This window comes from Massilia jejuensis, from assembly GCF_042656795.1.
GTDB lineage: Bacteria > Pseudomonadota > Gammaproteobacteria > Burkholderiales > Burkholderiaceae_D > Telluria > Telluria jejuensis.
Genome location: NZ_JBHSMS010000006.1, coordinates 173,528 through 187,199 on the forward strand (window position 1 = coordinate 173,528; position 13,672 = coordinate 187,199).

General features: G+C 67.7%; 20 protein-coding genes. 1 reads left to right on the plus strand and 19 read right to left on the minus strand.

Going from position 1 to position 13,672, the window contains the following annotated elements; all coding sequences use genetic code 11:
- Positions 1 to 18 precede the first annotated feature (18 nt).
- Genes ACFPOU_RS02095 through flgB form a run of 9 tightly spaced genes read right to left on the minus strand, consistent with a single transcriptional unit; the run spans position 19 to position 6,402 of the window.
- Positions 19 to 363 (minus strand): rod-binding protein, encoded by a 345-nt coding sequence (locus tag ACFPOU_RS02095; protein WP_379716466.1) that lies wholly within the window; start codon positions 361 to 363, stop codon positions 19 to 21.
- Positions 363 to 1,448, minus strand: coding sequence for a flagellar basal body P-ring protein FlgI (locus ACFPOU_RS02100; RefSeq protein WP_379716621.1), 1,086 nt, complete (start codon positions 1,446 to 1,448; stop codon positions 363 to 365). Before ACFPOU_RS02100 ends, ACFPOU_RS02095 begins: the two co-directional genes overlap by 1 nt.
- 52 nt (positions 1,449 to 1,500) lie before the next feature.
- Positions 1,501 to 2,166, minus strand: a complete 666-nt coding sequence (flgH, locus tag ACFPOU_RS02105) for a flagellar basal body L-ring protein FlgH (RefSeq protein WP_379716624.1) — start codon at positions 2,164 to 2,166, stop codon at positions 1,501 to 1,503.
- A gap of 2 nt (positions 2,167 to 2,168) precedes the next feature.
- Complete coding sequence (flgG, locus tag ACFPOU_RS02110; RefSeq protein WP_379716469.1) at positions 2,169 to 2,954, minus strand: flagellar basal-body rod protein FlgG; 786 nt, start codon at positions 2,952 to 2,954, stop codon at positions 2,169 to 2,171.
- A gap of 31 nt (positions 2,955 to 2,985) precedes the next feature.
- On the minus strand, positions 2,986 to 3,720 hold the full coding sequence (locus ACFPOU_RS02115; protein WP_379716472.1) for a flagellar basal body rod protein FlgF: 735 nt from the start codon (positions 3,718 to 3,720) through the stop codon (positions 2,986 to 2,988).
- 13 nt (positions 3,721 to 3,733) lie between these two features.
- Positions 3,734 to 4,930, minus strand: coding sequence for a flagellar hook protein FlgE (locus tag ACFPOU_RS02120; protein WP_379716475.1), 1,197 nt, complete (start codon positions 4,928 to 4,930; stop codon positions 3,734 to 3,736).
- 18 nt (positions 4,931 to 4,948) lie between these two features.
- Positions 4,949 to 5,617: a flagellar hook capping FlgD N-terminal domain-containing protein gene (locus ACFPOU_RS02125; RefSeq protein ID WP_379716478.1), complete on the minus strand. Its 669-nt coding sequence runs from the start codon at positions 5,615 to 5,617 to the stop codon at positions 4,949 to 4,951.
- 3 nt (positions 5,618 to 5,620) lie between these two features.
- A complete protein-coding gene (gene flgC / locus ACFPOU_RS02130) occupies positions 5,621 to 6,025 on the minus strand; it encodes a flagellar basal body rod protein FlgC (RefSeq protein ID WP_379716481.1) in 405 nt (134 codons plus the stop codon).
- A gap of 2 nt (positions 6,026 to 6,027) precedes the next feature.
- A complete protein-coding gene (gene flgB, locus ACFPOU_RS02135) occupies positions 6,028 to 6,402 on the minus strand; it encodes a flagellar basal body rod protein FlgB (RefSeq protein ID WP_379716484.1) in 375 nt (124 codons plus the stop codon).
- A gap of 72 nt (positions 6,403 to 6,474) precedes the next feature.
- Between flgB and flgA the strand changes: the two genes are divergently transcribed.
- Positions 6,475 to 7,185: a flagellar basal body P-ring formation chaperone FlgA gene (gene flgA / locus ACFPOU_RS02140; protein ID WP_379716487.1), complete on the plus strand. Its 711-nt coding sequence runs from the start codon at positions 6,475 to 6,477 to the stop codon at positions 7,183 to 7,185.
- Here the strand turns inward: flgA and ACFPOU_RS02145 are convergent.
- From ACFPOU_RS02145 to fliS, 10 genes are read right to left on the minus strand one after another with little or no spacing between them, the layout of a single operon-like run.
- Entirely contained in the window at positions 7,175 to 7,894 is a 720-nt protein-coding gene (locus ACFPOU_RS02145; protein WP_379716490.1) for a glycoside hydrolase family 73 protein, read from the minus strand. The genes flgA and ACFPOU_RS02145 overlap by 11 nt on opposite strands.
- Positions 7,881 to 8,321, minus strand: coding sequence for a flagellar export chaperone FlgN (flgN, locus tag ACFPOU_RS02150; RefSeq protein ID WP_379716494.1), 441 nt, complete (start codon positions 8,319 to 8,321; stop codon positions 7,881 to 7,883). The genes ACFPOU_RS02145 and flgN overlap by 14 nt, the downstream gene beginning before the upstream one ends.
- The gene (flgM, locus tag ACFPOU_RS02155; RefSeq protein WP_379716497.1) at positions 8,318 to 8,593 is read right to left on the minus strand and encodes a flagellar biosynthesis anti-sigma factor FlgM; all 276 of its coding nucleotides are present in this window, start codon (positions 8,591 to 8,593) and stop codon (positions 8,318 to 8,320) included. The genes flgN and flgM overlap by 4 nt, the downstream gene beginning before the upstream one ends.
- Positions 8,594 to 8,622: 29 nt before the next feature.
- The gene (locus ACFPOU_RS02160) at positions 8,623 to 9,576 is read right to left on the minus strand and encodes a flagellar motor protein MotB (RefSeq protein WP_379716500.1); all 954 of its coding nucleotides are present in this window, start codon (positions 9,574 to 9,576) and stop codon (positions 8,623 to 8,625) included.
- Between the two features lie 3 nt (positions 9,577 to 9,579).
- Complete coding sequence (motA, locus tag ACFPOU_RS02165) at positions 9,580 to 10,491, minus strand: flagellar motor stator protein MotA (protein ID WP_379716503.1); 912 nt, start codon at positions 10,489 to 10,491, stop codon at positions 9,580 to 9,582.
- A gap of 54 nt (positions 10,492 to 10,545) precedes the next feature.
- On the minus strand, positions 10,546 to 11,286 hold the full coding sequence (locus ACFPOU_RS02170; RefSeq protein WP_379716506.1) for a FliA/WhiG family RNA polymerase sigma factor: 741 nt from the start codon (positions 11,284 to 11,286) through the stop codon (positions 10,546 to 10,548).
- 13 nt (positions 11,287 to 11,299) lie between these two features.
- A complete protein-coding gene (locus ACFPOU_RS02175; RefSeq protein ID WP_379716509.1) occupies positions 11,300 to 11,776 on the minus strand; it encodes a flagellar basal body-associated FliL family protein in 477 nt (158 codons plus the stop codon).
- Between the two features lie 28 nt (positions 11,777 to 11,804).
- Positions 11,805 to 12,974, minus strand: coding sequence for a flagellar hook-length control protein FliK (locus ACFPOU_RS02180; RefSeq protein ID WP_379716512.1), 1,170 nt, complete (start codon positions 12,972 to 12,974; stop codon positions 11,805 to 11,807).
- On the minus strand, positions 12,971 to 13,288 hold the full coding sequence (locus ACFPOU_RS02185; RefSeq protein ID WP_379716515.1) for a hypothetical protein: 318 nt from the start codon (positions 13,286 to 13,288) through the stop codon (positions 12,971 to 12,973). Before ACFPOU_RS02185 ends, ACFPOU_RS02180 begins: the two co-directional genes overlap by 4 nt.
- On the minus strand, positions 13,281 to 13,670 hold the full coding sequence (gene fliS, locus ACFPOU_RS02190; protein WP_379716518.1) for a flagellar export chaperone FliS: 390 nt from the start codon (positions 13,668 to 13,670) through the stop codon (positions 13,281 to 13,283). The genes ACFPOU_RS02185 and fliS overlap by 8 nt, the downstream gene beginning before the upstream one ends.
- Positions 13,671 to 13,672: the final 2 nt, after the last annotated feature.

The window sequence follows — 13,672 nt, forward strand, 5'->3', positions numbered from 1 at the left end:
ACCGGTGAAGTGAAATGATTAAGTATTTCCCGGAGTAATTTTCTCAGGCAGTAGCTGGCGCAGGATCGCATCGGCCACGCCGAAGGCGCGCTGGCCGGCCATCTGCTTGGCGAGGATGCCGTCGGCCATGTCCTGCATGTCCTGGTTGACGCGGTCCTTGAAGACGCTGTCCTCGTCGGCCATTTCTCGGGTGGTCGCGCGCATGTCCTTGAGCATCTGCGCAATGAAGAAGCTTTCGAACTCGACCGCGGCCTTGGTGGCGTTCGCCACGTGGGCGGCGTCCGCCGCGGCCGGCGTCACCGCGTCCGGCTTGAGGGCGCCCGGCCGGGCCAGGAAGGGATGCAGGGGCGGGGTGCGGTCCATCAGATCACCACCAGTTCGCCTTCGATGGCGCCGGCCTGGTCAAGCGCCTGCAGGATCGCCATGATGTCGTCGGGCGAAGCGCCCAGGCTGTTGACCACGTCGATGATCGTTTGCAGCCTGGCGCCGGCCGGCCACTTGAACATCTGGCCCGAACCCTGGTCGACCGACACCTGCGATTGCGGCGTGACGGCGGTCTGGCCGCGCGAGAACGGACCGGGCTGGCTGACGCGCGCGCTTTCGGAGATGACGACCTTCAGCGCGCCGTGGGTGACGGCGGCCGATTTGACGCGCAGGCCGTCGGCGATCACCACGGTGCCGGTACGCGAATTGAAGACCACCTTCGGCACTTCGGTACCCGATTCGACCGACAGGTTCGACAGCTTGGCCACAAACGCCACGCGCTCGGTCGGGTTGCTCGGGGCGACGACTTCGACGCTGGTGCCGTCGGCGGTGGTGGCGACCTGGCCGAAGCGGCGGTTGATCGCTTCCACGACATTGGTGGCGGTTTCGAAATGCGGATGGCGCAGGCGCAGCAGCACTTGCGGGCGGGTCGAGAAATCGGTGGCGATCTCGCGCTCGATCATGGCCCCGTTCGGGATGCGGCCGGTGGTCGGGGTATTCACCGTCACCGAAGAGCCGCTCTTGCCCGACGCCGACAGGCCGCCGACCACCAGGTTACCCTGGGCCAGTGCGTAGACTTCGTTGTCGGCCGCGCGCATCTGGGTCATGAGCAGGGTGCCGCCGCGCAGGCTCTTGGCGTCGCCCAGCGAGGAGACGGTGACGTCGATCGCCTGGCCGCGGCGGTAGCCGGGCGGGAAGACGGCCGAGATCATCACGGCGGCGACGTTCTTGTTCTTGGCGTCCTGGCCCTCGGGCAGCTTGACGCCGAATTGCTTGAGCATGTTCAGGACCGACTGGCTGGCGAATTTCACCTGGGTCGAGTCGCCCGAGCCGTTCAGGCCCACCACCAGGCCGTAGCCGACCAGGGGATTTTCGCGGACGCCCTCGATGCTGACCAGGTTGCGCAGCGCCTGCGCGGCCTGCGCGGGCACGACCGCGCTCAGGCCGAGGACGGCGGCGAACATGATACGGGGGAGGAGGGTAGTGCCACGAAATTGAATCATGTTTTTACCTTGATTAGAACGGCATCAGCGGGCCGGTGAAAAAGCGCGTCAGCCAGCCGGCCGAATTCGCATCGGCCAGCACGCCCTTGGCCGAATAGGCGATGCGGGCATTGGCCACGCGCAGCGACGACACCTGGTTGTCGGCGTCCACGTCGGCCGCGCGCACATAGCCCTTCAGGCGCACGAATTCTTCGCCCTGGTTCAGCGTCATGTTCTTCTCGCCCGCCACCCGCAGCAGGCCGTTCGGCAGCACTTCCTGCACGATCACGGTCAGGGCGCCGGACAGGGCATTCTGCTGGGTGCTGGTCGAGTCGCCCGAGAAGCTGCGGTCGGCCGAGATGTCGACGCCGGTCTTGCCGAAGGTTTTACCCAATATGCCCAGCGGGGTCACGCCCACCGACGCGCCTTTGTTGAAACTGGTGCCGGCACGCTTGCTCGCCTGCGTGGTCTCCTGCAGGATCACGGTGACCACGTCGCCCACGCGGTAGGCGCGGGCATCCGAGGTGAGCGAGAGCGCATCGCTGCTGAACACGCCGCCGGAGACGCCGCGCTGCACGTTGCGGGTGAGCGGCACGGCATCTTCCTCGGGCAGCGCCGCGATCGGCGCACGCGCGGCGCAGCCAGCCAGCAGCAGCGCCGAGGCGGCGCCCGCTACCGTCGCGGCAAGGCGGGAGCGCATCATTATCGGGCTGCCTGCGCGAGGTATTGCAGCATGTTGTCGGCGGCCGACAACACCTTGGTGTTCATCTCGTAGGTGCGCTGGGCGGCGATCATGTCGACCATTTCCTCGACCACTTGCACGTTCGAGCCTTCCAGCGTGCCTTGCTTGAGCTTGCCCAGTGCGCCGTCGCCCGGACGGCCCTCCAGCGGCGCGCCGCTGGCGGCCGTTTCCGAGAACAGGTTCTCGCCCAGCGCCAGCAGGCCGGCGGGATTGACGAAGCCGGTGAGGGTCAGCGCGCCGATTTCGGTCGGCGTCGCCTGGCCGGGCACGCTGGCCGAGACGGTGCCGTTTTCGGCGATGGTGATCGCGGTGGCATTGTTCGGCACGGTGATCTGGGGCACCAGTGCCAGGCCCTGGGCATTGACCAGGGTGCCGTTGGCGTCGATCTGCAGCTGGCCGGCGCGGGTGAAGGCGGCCTCGCCGTTCGGGCGGCGCACCTGCAGGAAGCCGTTGCCGGAAATGGCCACGTCGAGCTGCTGGCTGGTCGTTTGCAGCGAACCGTTGGTAAACACCTTCTGGGTGCCGACCAGGCGCGTGCCGTTACCGAGCTGGACGCCATTGGAAACGGTGTTGTCGGCGCTTTGCGCGCCCGGCTGGGCGTCGACCTGGTAGTGCAGGTCTTCGAAGACGACACGGTCGCGCTTGAAGCCGACGGTATTCACGTTGGCCAGGTTGTTGGCGATGGCTTGCAGCTTGGCGTCTTGGGCCTGGACACCGGTCTTGCTGATCCACATTGCTGGATTCATGACATTCTCCTTGGGTTGTCGATCAGCGCAGTCAAGCGCCGAGCAGGCGGTTGCCCGCCTCGTTCATCTTGTCGCCGGCCTGGAACAGCTTCATCTGCAGCTCGAAACTGCGGTTCAGGGCCATGGTCGCGACCATCTCTTCGACGGCCGACACGTTGCTGCCTTCCAGCGCGCGGCCGCGCACGGTGATGTTGGCGTCCGCTTCCAGCTGGTTGCCGTTGCGCGCCACGATCAGGCCGGCTTCGTTCTTGGTCAGCTCGGGGCCTTCGGCGTTCACCAGGCGCAGCTTGTCGATCACCTGCATCGTCGTCGCGCCTTCGGCCATGACGGAAATCGTGCCGTCGGTGCCGATTTCCACCGCCGAATGCGGCGGCAGCACGATCGGCCCGCCTTCGCCCAGCAGCGGGCGGCCGGCCACCGACAGGGCGCCGGCGGCATCCAGGTCGATCGCGCCGGCGCGGGTATAGGCTTCGGCGCCGTTGAACTCGACGGCGAAATAGCCATTGCCGTTGATCGCCACGTCGAGCGGACGGCCGGTCTCGCGCACGGTGCCCGGCTTGGTCGAAATGGCGTCGGCCTGCGTCCTGGCCATGTGCACGTCGTCGTAGCCGTAGTTGCCTTGCGCGCCGAGCGACTGGGTCGTCACCAGTTCCAGGTTGGCGCGAAAGCCCGGCGTGTCCATGTTCGCCAGGTTGTTCGCGTGGACCTGCTGGGCGCGCAGCGTGTGCTCGGCGCCGGAGACTGCGGTGAAGATCAGTTTATCCATGGCCCGTCGATCCTTAGTTCAGCGCTTGCATCAGGGTTTGCATCATCTGGTTCTCGGTCGTGATGACCTTCGAGTTGGCCTGGTAGTTGCGCTGCGAGGTCATCAGGCCGACGAGTTCCGAAGTGATGTCGACGTTCGAGCCTTCGAGCGAACCGGTATTGAGCTTGCCGGCCAGGCCTGCGCCCGGGGTGCCCAGCAGGGCCAGGCCCGAGGCGGCGTTGGCCTGCCAGCTGGTGTCGCTGATCGCGGTCAGCGCGCCTTCGTTGCCGAAGGTGGCCAGGGCGATGGTGCCGACGGTCTGCTTTTGCTCGTTGCTGTAGCGCGCCACGACCGAACCGTCCGCCGCCAGCTCGACGCCGACATAGGTGCCCGAGGCATAGCCGTCGGTGCGGTTGGTGGTGCTGGTCGCTTCGCCGGCGAACTGGGTGGTGCCGGTGTAGTCGATCGAGAACACGATATTGGCCGCGCCGTTGGCCGGATCGAGCGTCAGCGTACCGCTGTTGGCGGAACCGGCGGCCAGCTGGCCGGAGCTGTCGAAGCTCAATGCCTTCGATGCGCCCGCGGCCGGCGCCTTGTTGTCGAAGCCGTAGTGCACCGTGACGGCGTTGCTGCCGGTCTTGACGAAGTACTGCGACACGGTGTGCTGGTTGCCCTGCGAATCGTACAGGACCGATTGCTTGACCATGTTGTAGCTGGATGGGTCGTTGGCGTCGAAGGTGCCGTTGGCGGGCGGCTTCCAGTCGGACGACAGGTTGCCGACGAAGTTCACGGCGGTCGAGGCCTTGGCCGCGATCTGGCCGGTCGGGATCTTGATGTCGCCCATGGTGCCGAGCGTACCGTTGAGGGTCGGGCCATAGCCCTGCACCTTGCGTCCGGCCGCGTCGACCAGGTTGCCGGCGTTATCGGCGGCGAAGATGCCGACGCGGCTGTACGACAGCGTGCCCTGCGCATCGCGGCTGATGAAGAAGCCGCGGCCCTCGATGGCGGCGTCGAGCGAGCGGCCGGTCGATTCGACCGAACCGTTGGTGCCGATGTTCTGGGTCAGCGAGCCGACCGCGACGCCGTTCGCCTGCTCACCCGCGTACATGGCGGAGAAATTGGCGCGGCTGCTCTTGAAGCCGTAGGTGCTCGAGTTGGCGATGTTGTTCGACACGGCTTCCAGTTGCTCGTTGATGGCCTGGATACCGGAGAGGGCGATGTTGAAGCTCATGGTGTCATCCTTGAATAGTTAGTTGGCGGCGACCGACGCGGCCTTGCCGTTGAAACCGGTGATGGCGGACGGGTCGACGTCGCCGACGCCCGCCACCTGCAAGACGACGGCGCCGCTGCCCGACAGGCGCACGCTGCGCACCGTGCCGGCGACTTCGACCGCCATGGCCGCGCCGTCGGCGCCCTTGGCCGAGATCGCATAGCTGCCCGGCGCCAGTCCCAGTGCGGCCGGGTCGAGCGTGAAGGCCTGCGCGCCGGCCCTATGGAAGGGCAGGGCGATGCTGTGCGCCTGGCCGTCCGCGCCGGTGAGCACCAGGCTGGCGCTGCCGGCCGCGGGCAGCGTGACGCTGCCGGTGAGCGGGGCGCCGTCCAGCTGCACGCGGCCGGTCGCGACCGTCACCTGCGAGCCGACCTGGCCGCCCATCGCCAGCACTTGCAGGCTTTGCAGCACGCTGGCGCTGGCGCTGGTGGTCTTGGACAGGCTTTGCAGCGCTTCGGTCTGCGACAGCTGCGACAACTGGTTGACGAACTGGCTCGGGTCCGACGGCGCCAGCGGATCCTGGTTGCGGATCTGGGCCACCAGCAGCTTGGTGAACATGTCCTTGGTGGCGCTGACGTCGGCGCTGGCCGCGACCGTGCCGGTGGCGGCGGCGCTGTTCGACGCGGCGAGGGAATTATTGGTCAGCATGGTTTAGCCTTCGCCCAGTTTCAGCAGCGACTGCTGCATCGATTTGATCCGGCCCAGCACTTCGACATTGGTCTCGAAAGCGCGCGAGGCGGACATCATGTCGGCCATTTCGGCGACCGAGTTGACGTTCGAGTAGACGACCATGCCTTCGGCGTCGGCCAGCGGGTTGCCCGGCTCGTATACCTTGCGCACCGGGTCGGCGCTTTGGACCACGTCGAGCACCTGCACGCGGCCGCCCGCATCGTTTTCCATGACGGCGGCGAACACGGGCTTCCTCGCGCGGTAGGCGTCGGCTTCCGAGGAAGCGGCGGTATCGGCGTTGGCCAGGTTCGAAGCGATGGTGTTCAGGCGCACCGACTGCGCCGTCATCGCCGAACCGGCGATCGTCGAAATATCCTTGAAACTCATGCTTATTGACCCTGGATGGCTTTGGCCAGGCCGCGCAGCTTCATGTTGATGAAGGTGAGGCTGGTCTGGAAGTCGGAGGCGTTCTGCGAGAACGCGGCCTGCTCGACGCCGATTTCGACGGTGTTGCCGTCGGCGCTGGGGTGGAAGGGCACGCGGTACAGGGTTTCGGCATCGAGCATGGCCAGGTCGCCGTTGCCTGGGCCGGCGCTGTCGAGCGCCGCACGTTCCTGCAGCATGGCGCCGAAGTCGACGTCGCGCGCCGTGTAGCCGGGCGTGCTTTCGTTGGCGATGTTCGCGGCCAGCACTTTCGTCCGCTCGGCGCGCACGTGCAGCGCATCCGCGTGAACGCCGAGTGCGTCCTTAAAATTAATCGTCATGTTCGATCCTCCGTCGTGAACTGCAGTACGTTTCGTTAGAATGGGTACATCTTTGATGCCTGGGTTCCTGCAATGATGCTTCGCACCGCTCGTCTTCTTGTTCTGCCCGTCTTGCTGGCCGCCTTGCCGGCCTTCGCCACGCCGTCCGTCCTGGCCCAGGTCGAGGAAGCCGCCCGCGCCCAGCTGGAGAGCCAGGCCGCCGCTTCCGGATTGAACGATGCCCGCTTCGAGCTGACCGTGGTGCCGCCGCGCGTGGCGCCACGCTGTTCCGGGCCGGTCGAAGTCGGCGCGCTCGACACCCGGCAGGCGAGCCGGATGCGCTTCGCGGTGCGCTGCCCCGGCGCCGGCGCGAGCCGCCTCGAATACATCGTGCGCGCGCGCATCTCGGCGGCGGTGGTGCTGACCGCCGCGCCGGTGGCTGCCAACGAATTGATTACCGACGCTCATATTACCGTAGGGCAACGTGACATTACCAGCATTGCAGACCCAGTTGTCGCACCAAGTGATGCCGTAGGCCAAACGAGTCGCCGTTCGTTGCGTGCCGGCGACGTTCTCCGTAGCAGTTCGCTAACGGCGCCGGTGCTGGTCAAGCGCGGGGACGCGGTCGTGATGATCGCCCGCGTCGAGGGAATCGAGGTCAGCACGGCCGGCGAAGCGCTCGACCCTGGTGCGAAAGGTGCAACGATCCGGGTACGCAACAGCGCCAGCGGGCAGACGCTGCGCATGCGCGTGACCGCGCCCGGCACCGTCGAGCCCACCGACATGCCCCGCATCAACCGCTAGTTCCCTGCAGTTTGCCGGCCAGGCGCGCCAGCTTGGCGGCGTAGGCCGGGTCGGTGGCATAGCCGCCCCTGGCGAGACCCTGGGCGAAGGCGTTCGCATCGTTGCCGACGCCGAGCGCGCCTTTATAACGCGGGTTATCGAGCAGCATCCGGGCATAGTCGCGGAAGGCCGCCGCGCCGTCCGGATAGGCGCGGAATTTCGCGCTCGTCCTGATCGCGGCGCCGCCGACGTATTCGGTGGTCGCCGTTTCGCTGGTCGCGCCATCCCATTTGGCGCCGGCCTTGATACCGAACAGGTTGTGGCTGCTGGCGCCATCGCCGGTCCGGATCGGGCGCTGGCCCCAGCCCGATTCGAGCGCGGCGTGCGCCTGCACCAGTTCGGGGGCGACGCCCAGCTTGTCGGCCGCTTCCCTGGCCCAGGGCGCGATGCTGTCCAGGAAAGCCTGCTGCTCTTCATTGGTCGAGCTGGCCCCGGTTTCCGGCGCGCCCAGCACTGTCGCCGCGCTGCGCGCATGCCACAGGCCGCCTTCGGGCGTCAGGTCGGGCAGCGCTGCGCCGCCGCCGTTCTGGATGAAGTCGGCGACTTCGCCCTGCACCTCGGCGAAGGCGCGTCCGAAGCCGCTGCCGCCGCCGATCGCTGCGGCCGGGCGGGCCGATGGGGTCGGCAGCGTCGCCGAGACCGGAGCCGTCGAAAAATCAGCGTGGCGCATAGGTGCCGTCCCCGCCGTGCAGCACGCGCTGCATCACGGAAAATTGTTCGGCCAGCAGGTTGCCGTTGCGCGTGGTGGCCAGCTTGCAGGCCACGACCAGGCGTTCCAGCTCGCTCCAGGCGGCGGCGAGCTTGGCGCGGCCGGGTTCGGCCTGGGCGGCGATGAAGCCGGCCATCGTGGCGTCGGCGCCGTGCAGCGCGCGCACCAGGGCCACGCGCTGCCTGCGGCGCGCGTCCATCGCGTCCAGCGCCGGCGCGAGTTCTTCGGCCAGCGCACCGAGCGCATCCCCCTGGTGGCGCAGCGCGGCCTGGAACTGGCGTTCGAGCAGGGCGTGGATGGCATTCGCGGCAACCAGGTCCTGTTCGACGCCGTCGGCCAGGGCGCTGGCCGCCTGCTGGCGCGTAAGGCGGGGTACCGGCGGGCTCATCCGCGTCCTCCGTGGAAGCGCTGGATCAGGCCCGCGAGGCGGCCGGCGTCGAAGGGCAACTCGCCCTTGGCCAGCGCGTCGCGCAGCTCGGCCACGCGCGCGGCGTCGAAGTCGGGCAGGGCGGCAAGGGCCTTTGCGGCCGGCTGCAGCACTTCCGATTCCAGCGGCGAGGCGCTCCGGCCCGGCTGCGCGGCTTGCGCAGGTGCGGGAGCGGGGGCCGCGCCGCCGATCGCAGGCGTCAGGGCGGGCGCGCCGGTTCCAGTGATTTTCATGCGGTTACCTCGGGTTTTCGATTGAATCGTCATGGTTGGTTCGCCAATTGGCCGCGCAACGCCGCGGCGGCGGCGCCCTTGCCCGTGCCTGGCGCGCTGACCGACACGCCGTCGAGCAGTTGCGCGGTGGCGCCGGGGGCGCCGAACATGGCGGCCACCGAGCGCGATTGGGCACGCGTCAGGATCATCAGTTCGATGCGGCGGTTGATGCCGGCATCGGTGCGTTTGGCGTCGAGCGGTGCGCGGTCGGCCATGCCGACCACCTGCAGCACGCTGTCGCCGCGCATGCCGCCGGAAAGCAGCTGGGCGCGCGCCGCCATCGCGCGGTTCGAGGACAGCGACCAGTTCGACATGCCGGTTTTCTCGGCGAAGGTGTACTGGACCGAGTCGGTGTGGCCGACGATCAGCATCTGGTTTTCCATTTGCGCGAACAGCGGCGCCATCTTCTGCAGCAGGCGCGCGAAGCGTCCCGTGGGCAGCGCGCTGCCGCGCATGAACATGCCCTGGCGGTCGGTATCGTGCAGCATCACGCGCAGGCCGTAGGGCGTCACTTCCGACTGCAGGTTCGACGCCAGGCCCGCGTCTTCACTCATCTTTTCCAGCTTTTTCGACAGCTGCTTCAAGTCCGCGGGCGAATCGTAGGAAACGCGCGCTTCGCTCGTCGCACCCGCATCCTCGGCCGGGCCGCTGCCGTCGTGCAGCGTCGGGAAGCGTTCGATCAGGCTGCCGCGCGGCGCGGTCGCGATTTCCGGACGGTTGCCGGGACCTTCGAGCTGGCCGGCGGCGGCGTCGCGCGTCATGCTCTGGATCGCTTCCTTTTCTCGCGCGGCCATCAGCCACAGCACCAGGAACAGCGACAGCAGGGCCAGGCAAAAGTCGGCGAACGCGACTTTCCAGGCGCCGCCGTGCTCGTCGTGGTCGTGCTTGCCGCCGCCACGCTTGACGATGGTCTGGTCGTGGTGCTTGTCGTTAGGCTTGGACACCGCTTACCCCGTCATGCGATCGCTGTTGCGGCGCCGCTTGTTCTGCGATTCGTCGTCGCCGCCCATCGCATTGATCCACTGTTCGAGCTGCGCGAAGCTCGGCTTCGTGTTGAGCTGGATGAGGCGGCGGCCGGCGTCGATCGCCAGCAGGGCGGGCTTGCCGGCCACGTGGGTGCACAGCACGACCTTCACCGTTTCCATGGTCGACGCTTCGCCGTTGACCAGCTGCTTCATCATGTTCGACAGCGGGTCGAGCAGGCCGTAGCAGAAGAAGATACCGATGAAGGTACCGACCATCGCCGCGCCGACCTTCTCGGCGATCGCGCCCGAGTCCGCGCCTTCGGAGACCGAATACATGGCCATCACGATGCCCAGCACCGCGGCCAGGATGCCGAAGCCGGGCATGCCTTCGGCGATCTTGTGCAGGGATTTGGACGGCTGCGTGAGTTCTTCGTGAATCGCGTCGAGTTCCTGTTCGAGCACGCCTTCGAGTTCATGGGCGTTGATCTTGCCCATCGCCATCAAGCGGAAATTGTCGACGATGAAGGCGAGCAGTTTCGGCTCGTCCAGGATGCGCGGGTAGCGCTGGAAGATCGCGCTCTCGCGCGGCGCCTCGACGTGGGCGTCGAGCGCCTTCAGGCCGCCGGCCGCCAGTTGCAGCAGTTCGTACATCAGCAGCAGCAGCTGGCGCTGGAATTCCGAATCGTGCTTCTTGCGCGAAGCGATTTTTTTCAGCTGGTGCGCCATTTCGGCCAGCACGTGCTTTTCGTTGCCGATCACGAGCGCACCGAAGGCGGCGCCGACGATGATCAGGATCTCGATCGGGTGCCAGATCGCAACGACCGTGCCGCCCATCAATGCGAAGCCGCCGAATACGGAGCCAAGCACGATGAATAAACCTAGGAATTGCTGCATGACAGGCCTTTCTGGATGAGGATCATGGTTTCTTTTCTTTCTTTTGTTTGCTTGTCAGCGCGCCCCGAGGGCCGCTTTCATCTTGGCCAGCGCGCTCTTGTTGAGCTGGCAGACACGGGCATCGGACAGGTCGAGCACGGCGGCGATTTCCTTGTAGCTGAGCTCGAACTCGTAAATCATCTGGATCACGCGCTGCTCGCGCTCGGACAGCGCGCCCAGCGCCTGTTCCAGGCTGCGCCGCACCATGAAGGCTTCTTCCGGGCCGGCCGTGCTGTTGGCAGGATCAAGCGCTTCCTGCAGCACTTCGTCGAAGCTCATCATCTCTTCGGCGCCGTCGTCGAGCAGGTGCTGGTAATAGGCTTCCTGGGTGATGCCGAGCGCGTCGGCCGCTTCCTGCGGGGTCGGCTCGCGTCCCAGCGTGCGGGTGAGGGCGCGCAGGCCGTCGCGCACCCGGTGCGCATCCTGGCGCACGGCCCGCGGGCGCCAGTCCTGGCGGCGCAGTTCGTCGAGGATGGCGCCGCGGATGCGCAGCGAGGCGAAGCTGCCGAAACCGGTATCGGGCGCGCCGTAGCGGCGCAGGGCTTCCAGCAGGCCCATCAAGCCGATCTGCTCCATGTCCTCGCGCGACATCGCGCCCGACACCTGCGAATTCAACTGGCGCACGATGCGCTTGACCAGCGGCGCGTAGGCCACCAGGTGCTGCTGCTCTTCGCGCGGGCTCATGCTCGCGCCGGCGCAGGCTTCCTGGTATTCGCTGGCGCAGGAAGCGTCGAGGTAGTCGGCTGAATAGGCCACGCGGTTCCCGGGCTTATTCGACAATGAGCTTGCCGATCATGACTTCGCCGAACGGCTTTTCCCGTTCCTCGCTTGCATAATTGGCATCGAAGGTCTTGTTGAGCTGCGCGGCGACCTGCTCGACCGTCATCGCCGAGGCTTGCGCCAGCGTGTACGACGACAGCGCGCGCACGGCGATCGCGCGCAGCAGCGGCAGGTGTTCCTTGGTCGGCTTCTCGCCCTTGGCGTCGGTGGCCAGCACCAGGTCGGTCGACAGATAATGGGTCTTCGTTTCGTCCGGGCCGCGCTTGAGCATCACGATCACCTTGTCGAGCGTGACGTACTTCGATGGCTCGTCCGATTTTTCCTTTTTGGGCGCCGCCTTGGCCGCCAATTGCGCGCCGGGCGCCGCTTCCTGCGACTTCATCCACCACATGGCCCCGCCGGCCGTACCGCCACCGACGAGCACGACGGCGAGGACGCCGATGAGTATCTTGAGCTTGCTGTTCATGGTTTGTTTAGTTGATTAGCGACGACAATCAGCCGCGTCCGTCCAGCGCGAACGGAGCGTTGCCGGTATGGGCTTCGGCCAGGGCATTGCCCGGGTGTTGTTCGGTCTGGCGTTCGTCCTGCTGGCGCCCGCGGCCGTCGCCGCCGGCGAAGGCGGGCGAACCGCCTGCGCCGCGCGGCGCCTGGGCGATGTTGACCGACACTTCAGTGAACTGGCGCTGGACCAGGTCGTTGCGCAAGCCTTCGCCGACGCTCTGCAGCTGGCGCAGCACTTCGCCATGGGTGGCCGAGATATGCACCTCCAGGGCGCCGGCGCTGTGGCGGATCGCGATCTCGACGCGGCCCAGCATCGGCGGGTCGAGGCGGATGACGGCCTGTTCGGCGCTCTTGCCCACTTGCAGCTGCAGGCGCTCGCCGAGCGCTTCCTGCAGGGTCTGGCGCCATGCGGTCGGCGGACCGGACAGCGCCACGGTGTCCATCGTGCGCTGCGCGCCTGTCGTTGCCGGCGCGGCGATGCCGGCGGTATGGGCGGCGCCGCGTTCGGTGGCCGGCGCAGGCTGGTCGGCCGGCGCGGCGCTGGACGGCGGCGTTTCGGCCGGCAGTGCAGGCGCGGCGCCGGCCGCTTTCGCCGTAACGGCGGCCGGTGCCGGCGCTGCCTGGAGGGGCGTTTCCACGCTCGGCAGGACCGCAGCCGGGACGGGCGCCGCGGCGGCCAGTTCGGCGCGGCCTGCGCGGCCCGGGGCGGCGCTCTCCGCGGGCAGCGAGAGGGCGGTAGCGGCCGCCGGCGCCGATTGCGTGGGGGCCGGCGCCGATTGCCTGGCGGCCGGTACACCCGGCAGCGCGGCGACGAGCGCCAGCGCCGCTTGCGCGGCCGGCATCAGCGGCATCGACATCGTCATTGCGCCCAGCAGGGGCGCATCCGCGTTCTGCTGCTGCTGCTGCTGCTCGTCCGCCGAAGCGTCGGTCGCGGCCGGCGCGGCCTGCGCCGTCGCGGGCGGCGCCTCGGCATGCACGGGGGCCAGCTGTTCCAGGCCCAGCCACTGCGCAAACGCCAGTGCCGGCTGGGCCGGGGCAAGCTGCACGGCGCCCGGCGCCGGCGCGGCGCCCGCCGCATCCGGGCCGGCGCCGTCGTTTGCCGCCGGCGCGGCGCCGTTGGCGGCGAGCGCCGGCTGGTTCATGTTGGTCGAGGTCAGGTTCATTCTTCGTGGTTGGCCAGTTCGGTGTCGCTGGAGAGCGCGTAGGCAATCCAGCCATCCTTGTTGTTACGCATGTCGGCAAGACGCGCGCCGAGCGCGTCGAGCGCTTCGGCGCAGGCGTCGGCGGCGCCGTCGTGGGCTGCGCGCAGCTGCGCCAGTGCGGCCAGTTCGGCGCGGCTCCAGGCGCCGCCTTCGCCCAGCGTCGCCAGCTGCGGCGCCAGTGCACGGGCAAGCGCGCCCAGGCGCTCCCAGTCGCGCGCGGCGCCGGCCTCGGTGAAAGCGGTGGCCAGCGCGCCGATCGGGGCGAGCCTAGGCATTGCGTTCCTGCACGCCTTGCCAGCCCTGGCGGATCGTGGTCAATACGCCGACCACTTCGTCGACCATCGACGGGTCCATGTTGATGCCGGCGCCTTGCAGGCGCGCCGAGCAGAAGTCATACAGGTTGGCCAGGTTGACGACGGTCTCGCCGCCGCCTTCGAAGTCGAGCGAGCTCGACAGGCCATTGATGATTTCGCAGCATTTGTCGATGGCGATGGCCTTCTGCTCGTAGCGCTTGCCGACGATGTGGCCGCGCACGCGCGCCAGTTCGTCGAGCAGGCCGTCGGTCAGCAGCAGCACCAGTTCGACCGGGGTCGCACGCGAGGTCTGGGAATCGAGGTTGACTGCGTGATAATTGCCGTAGGCTTCTTGATAGGACATGG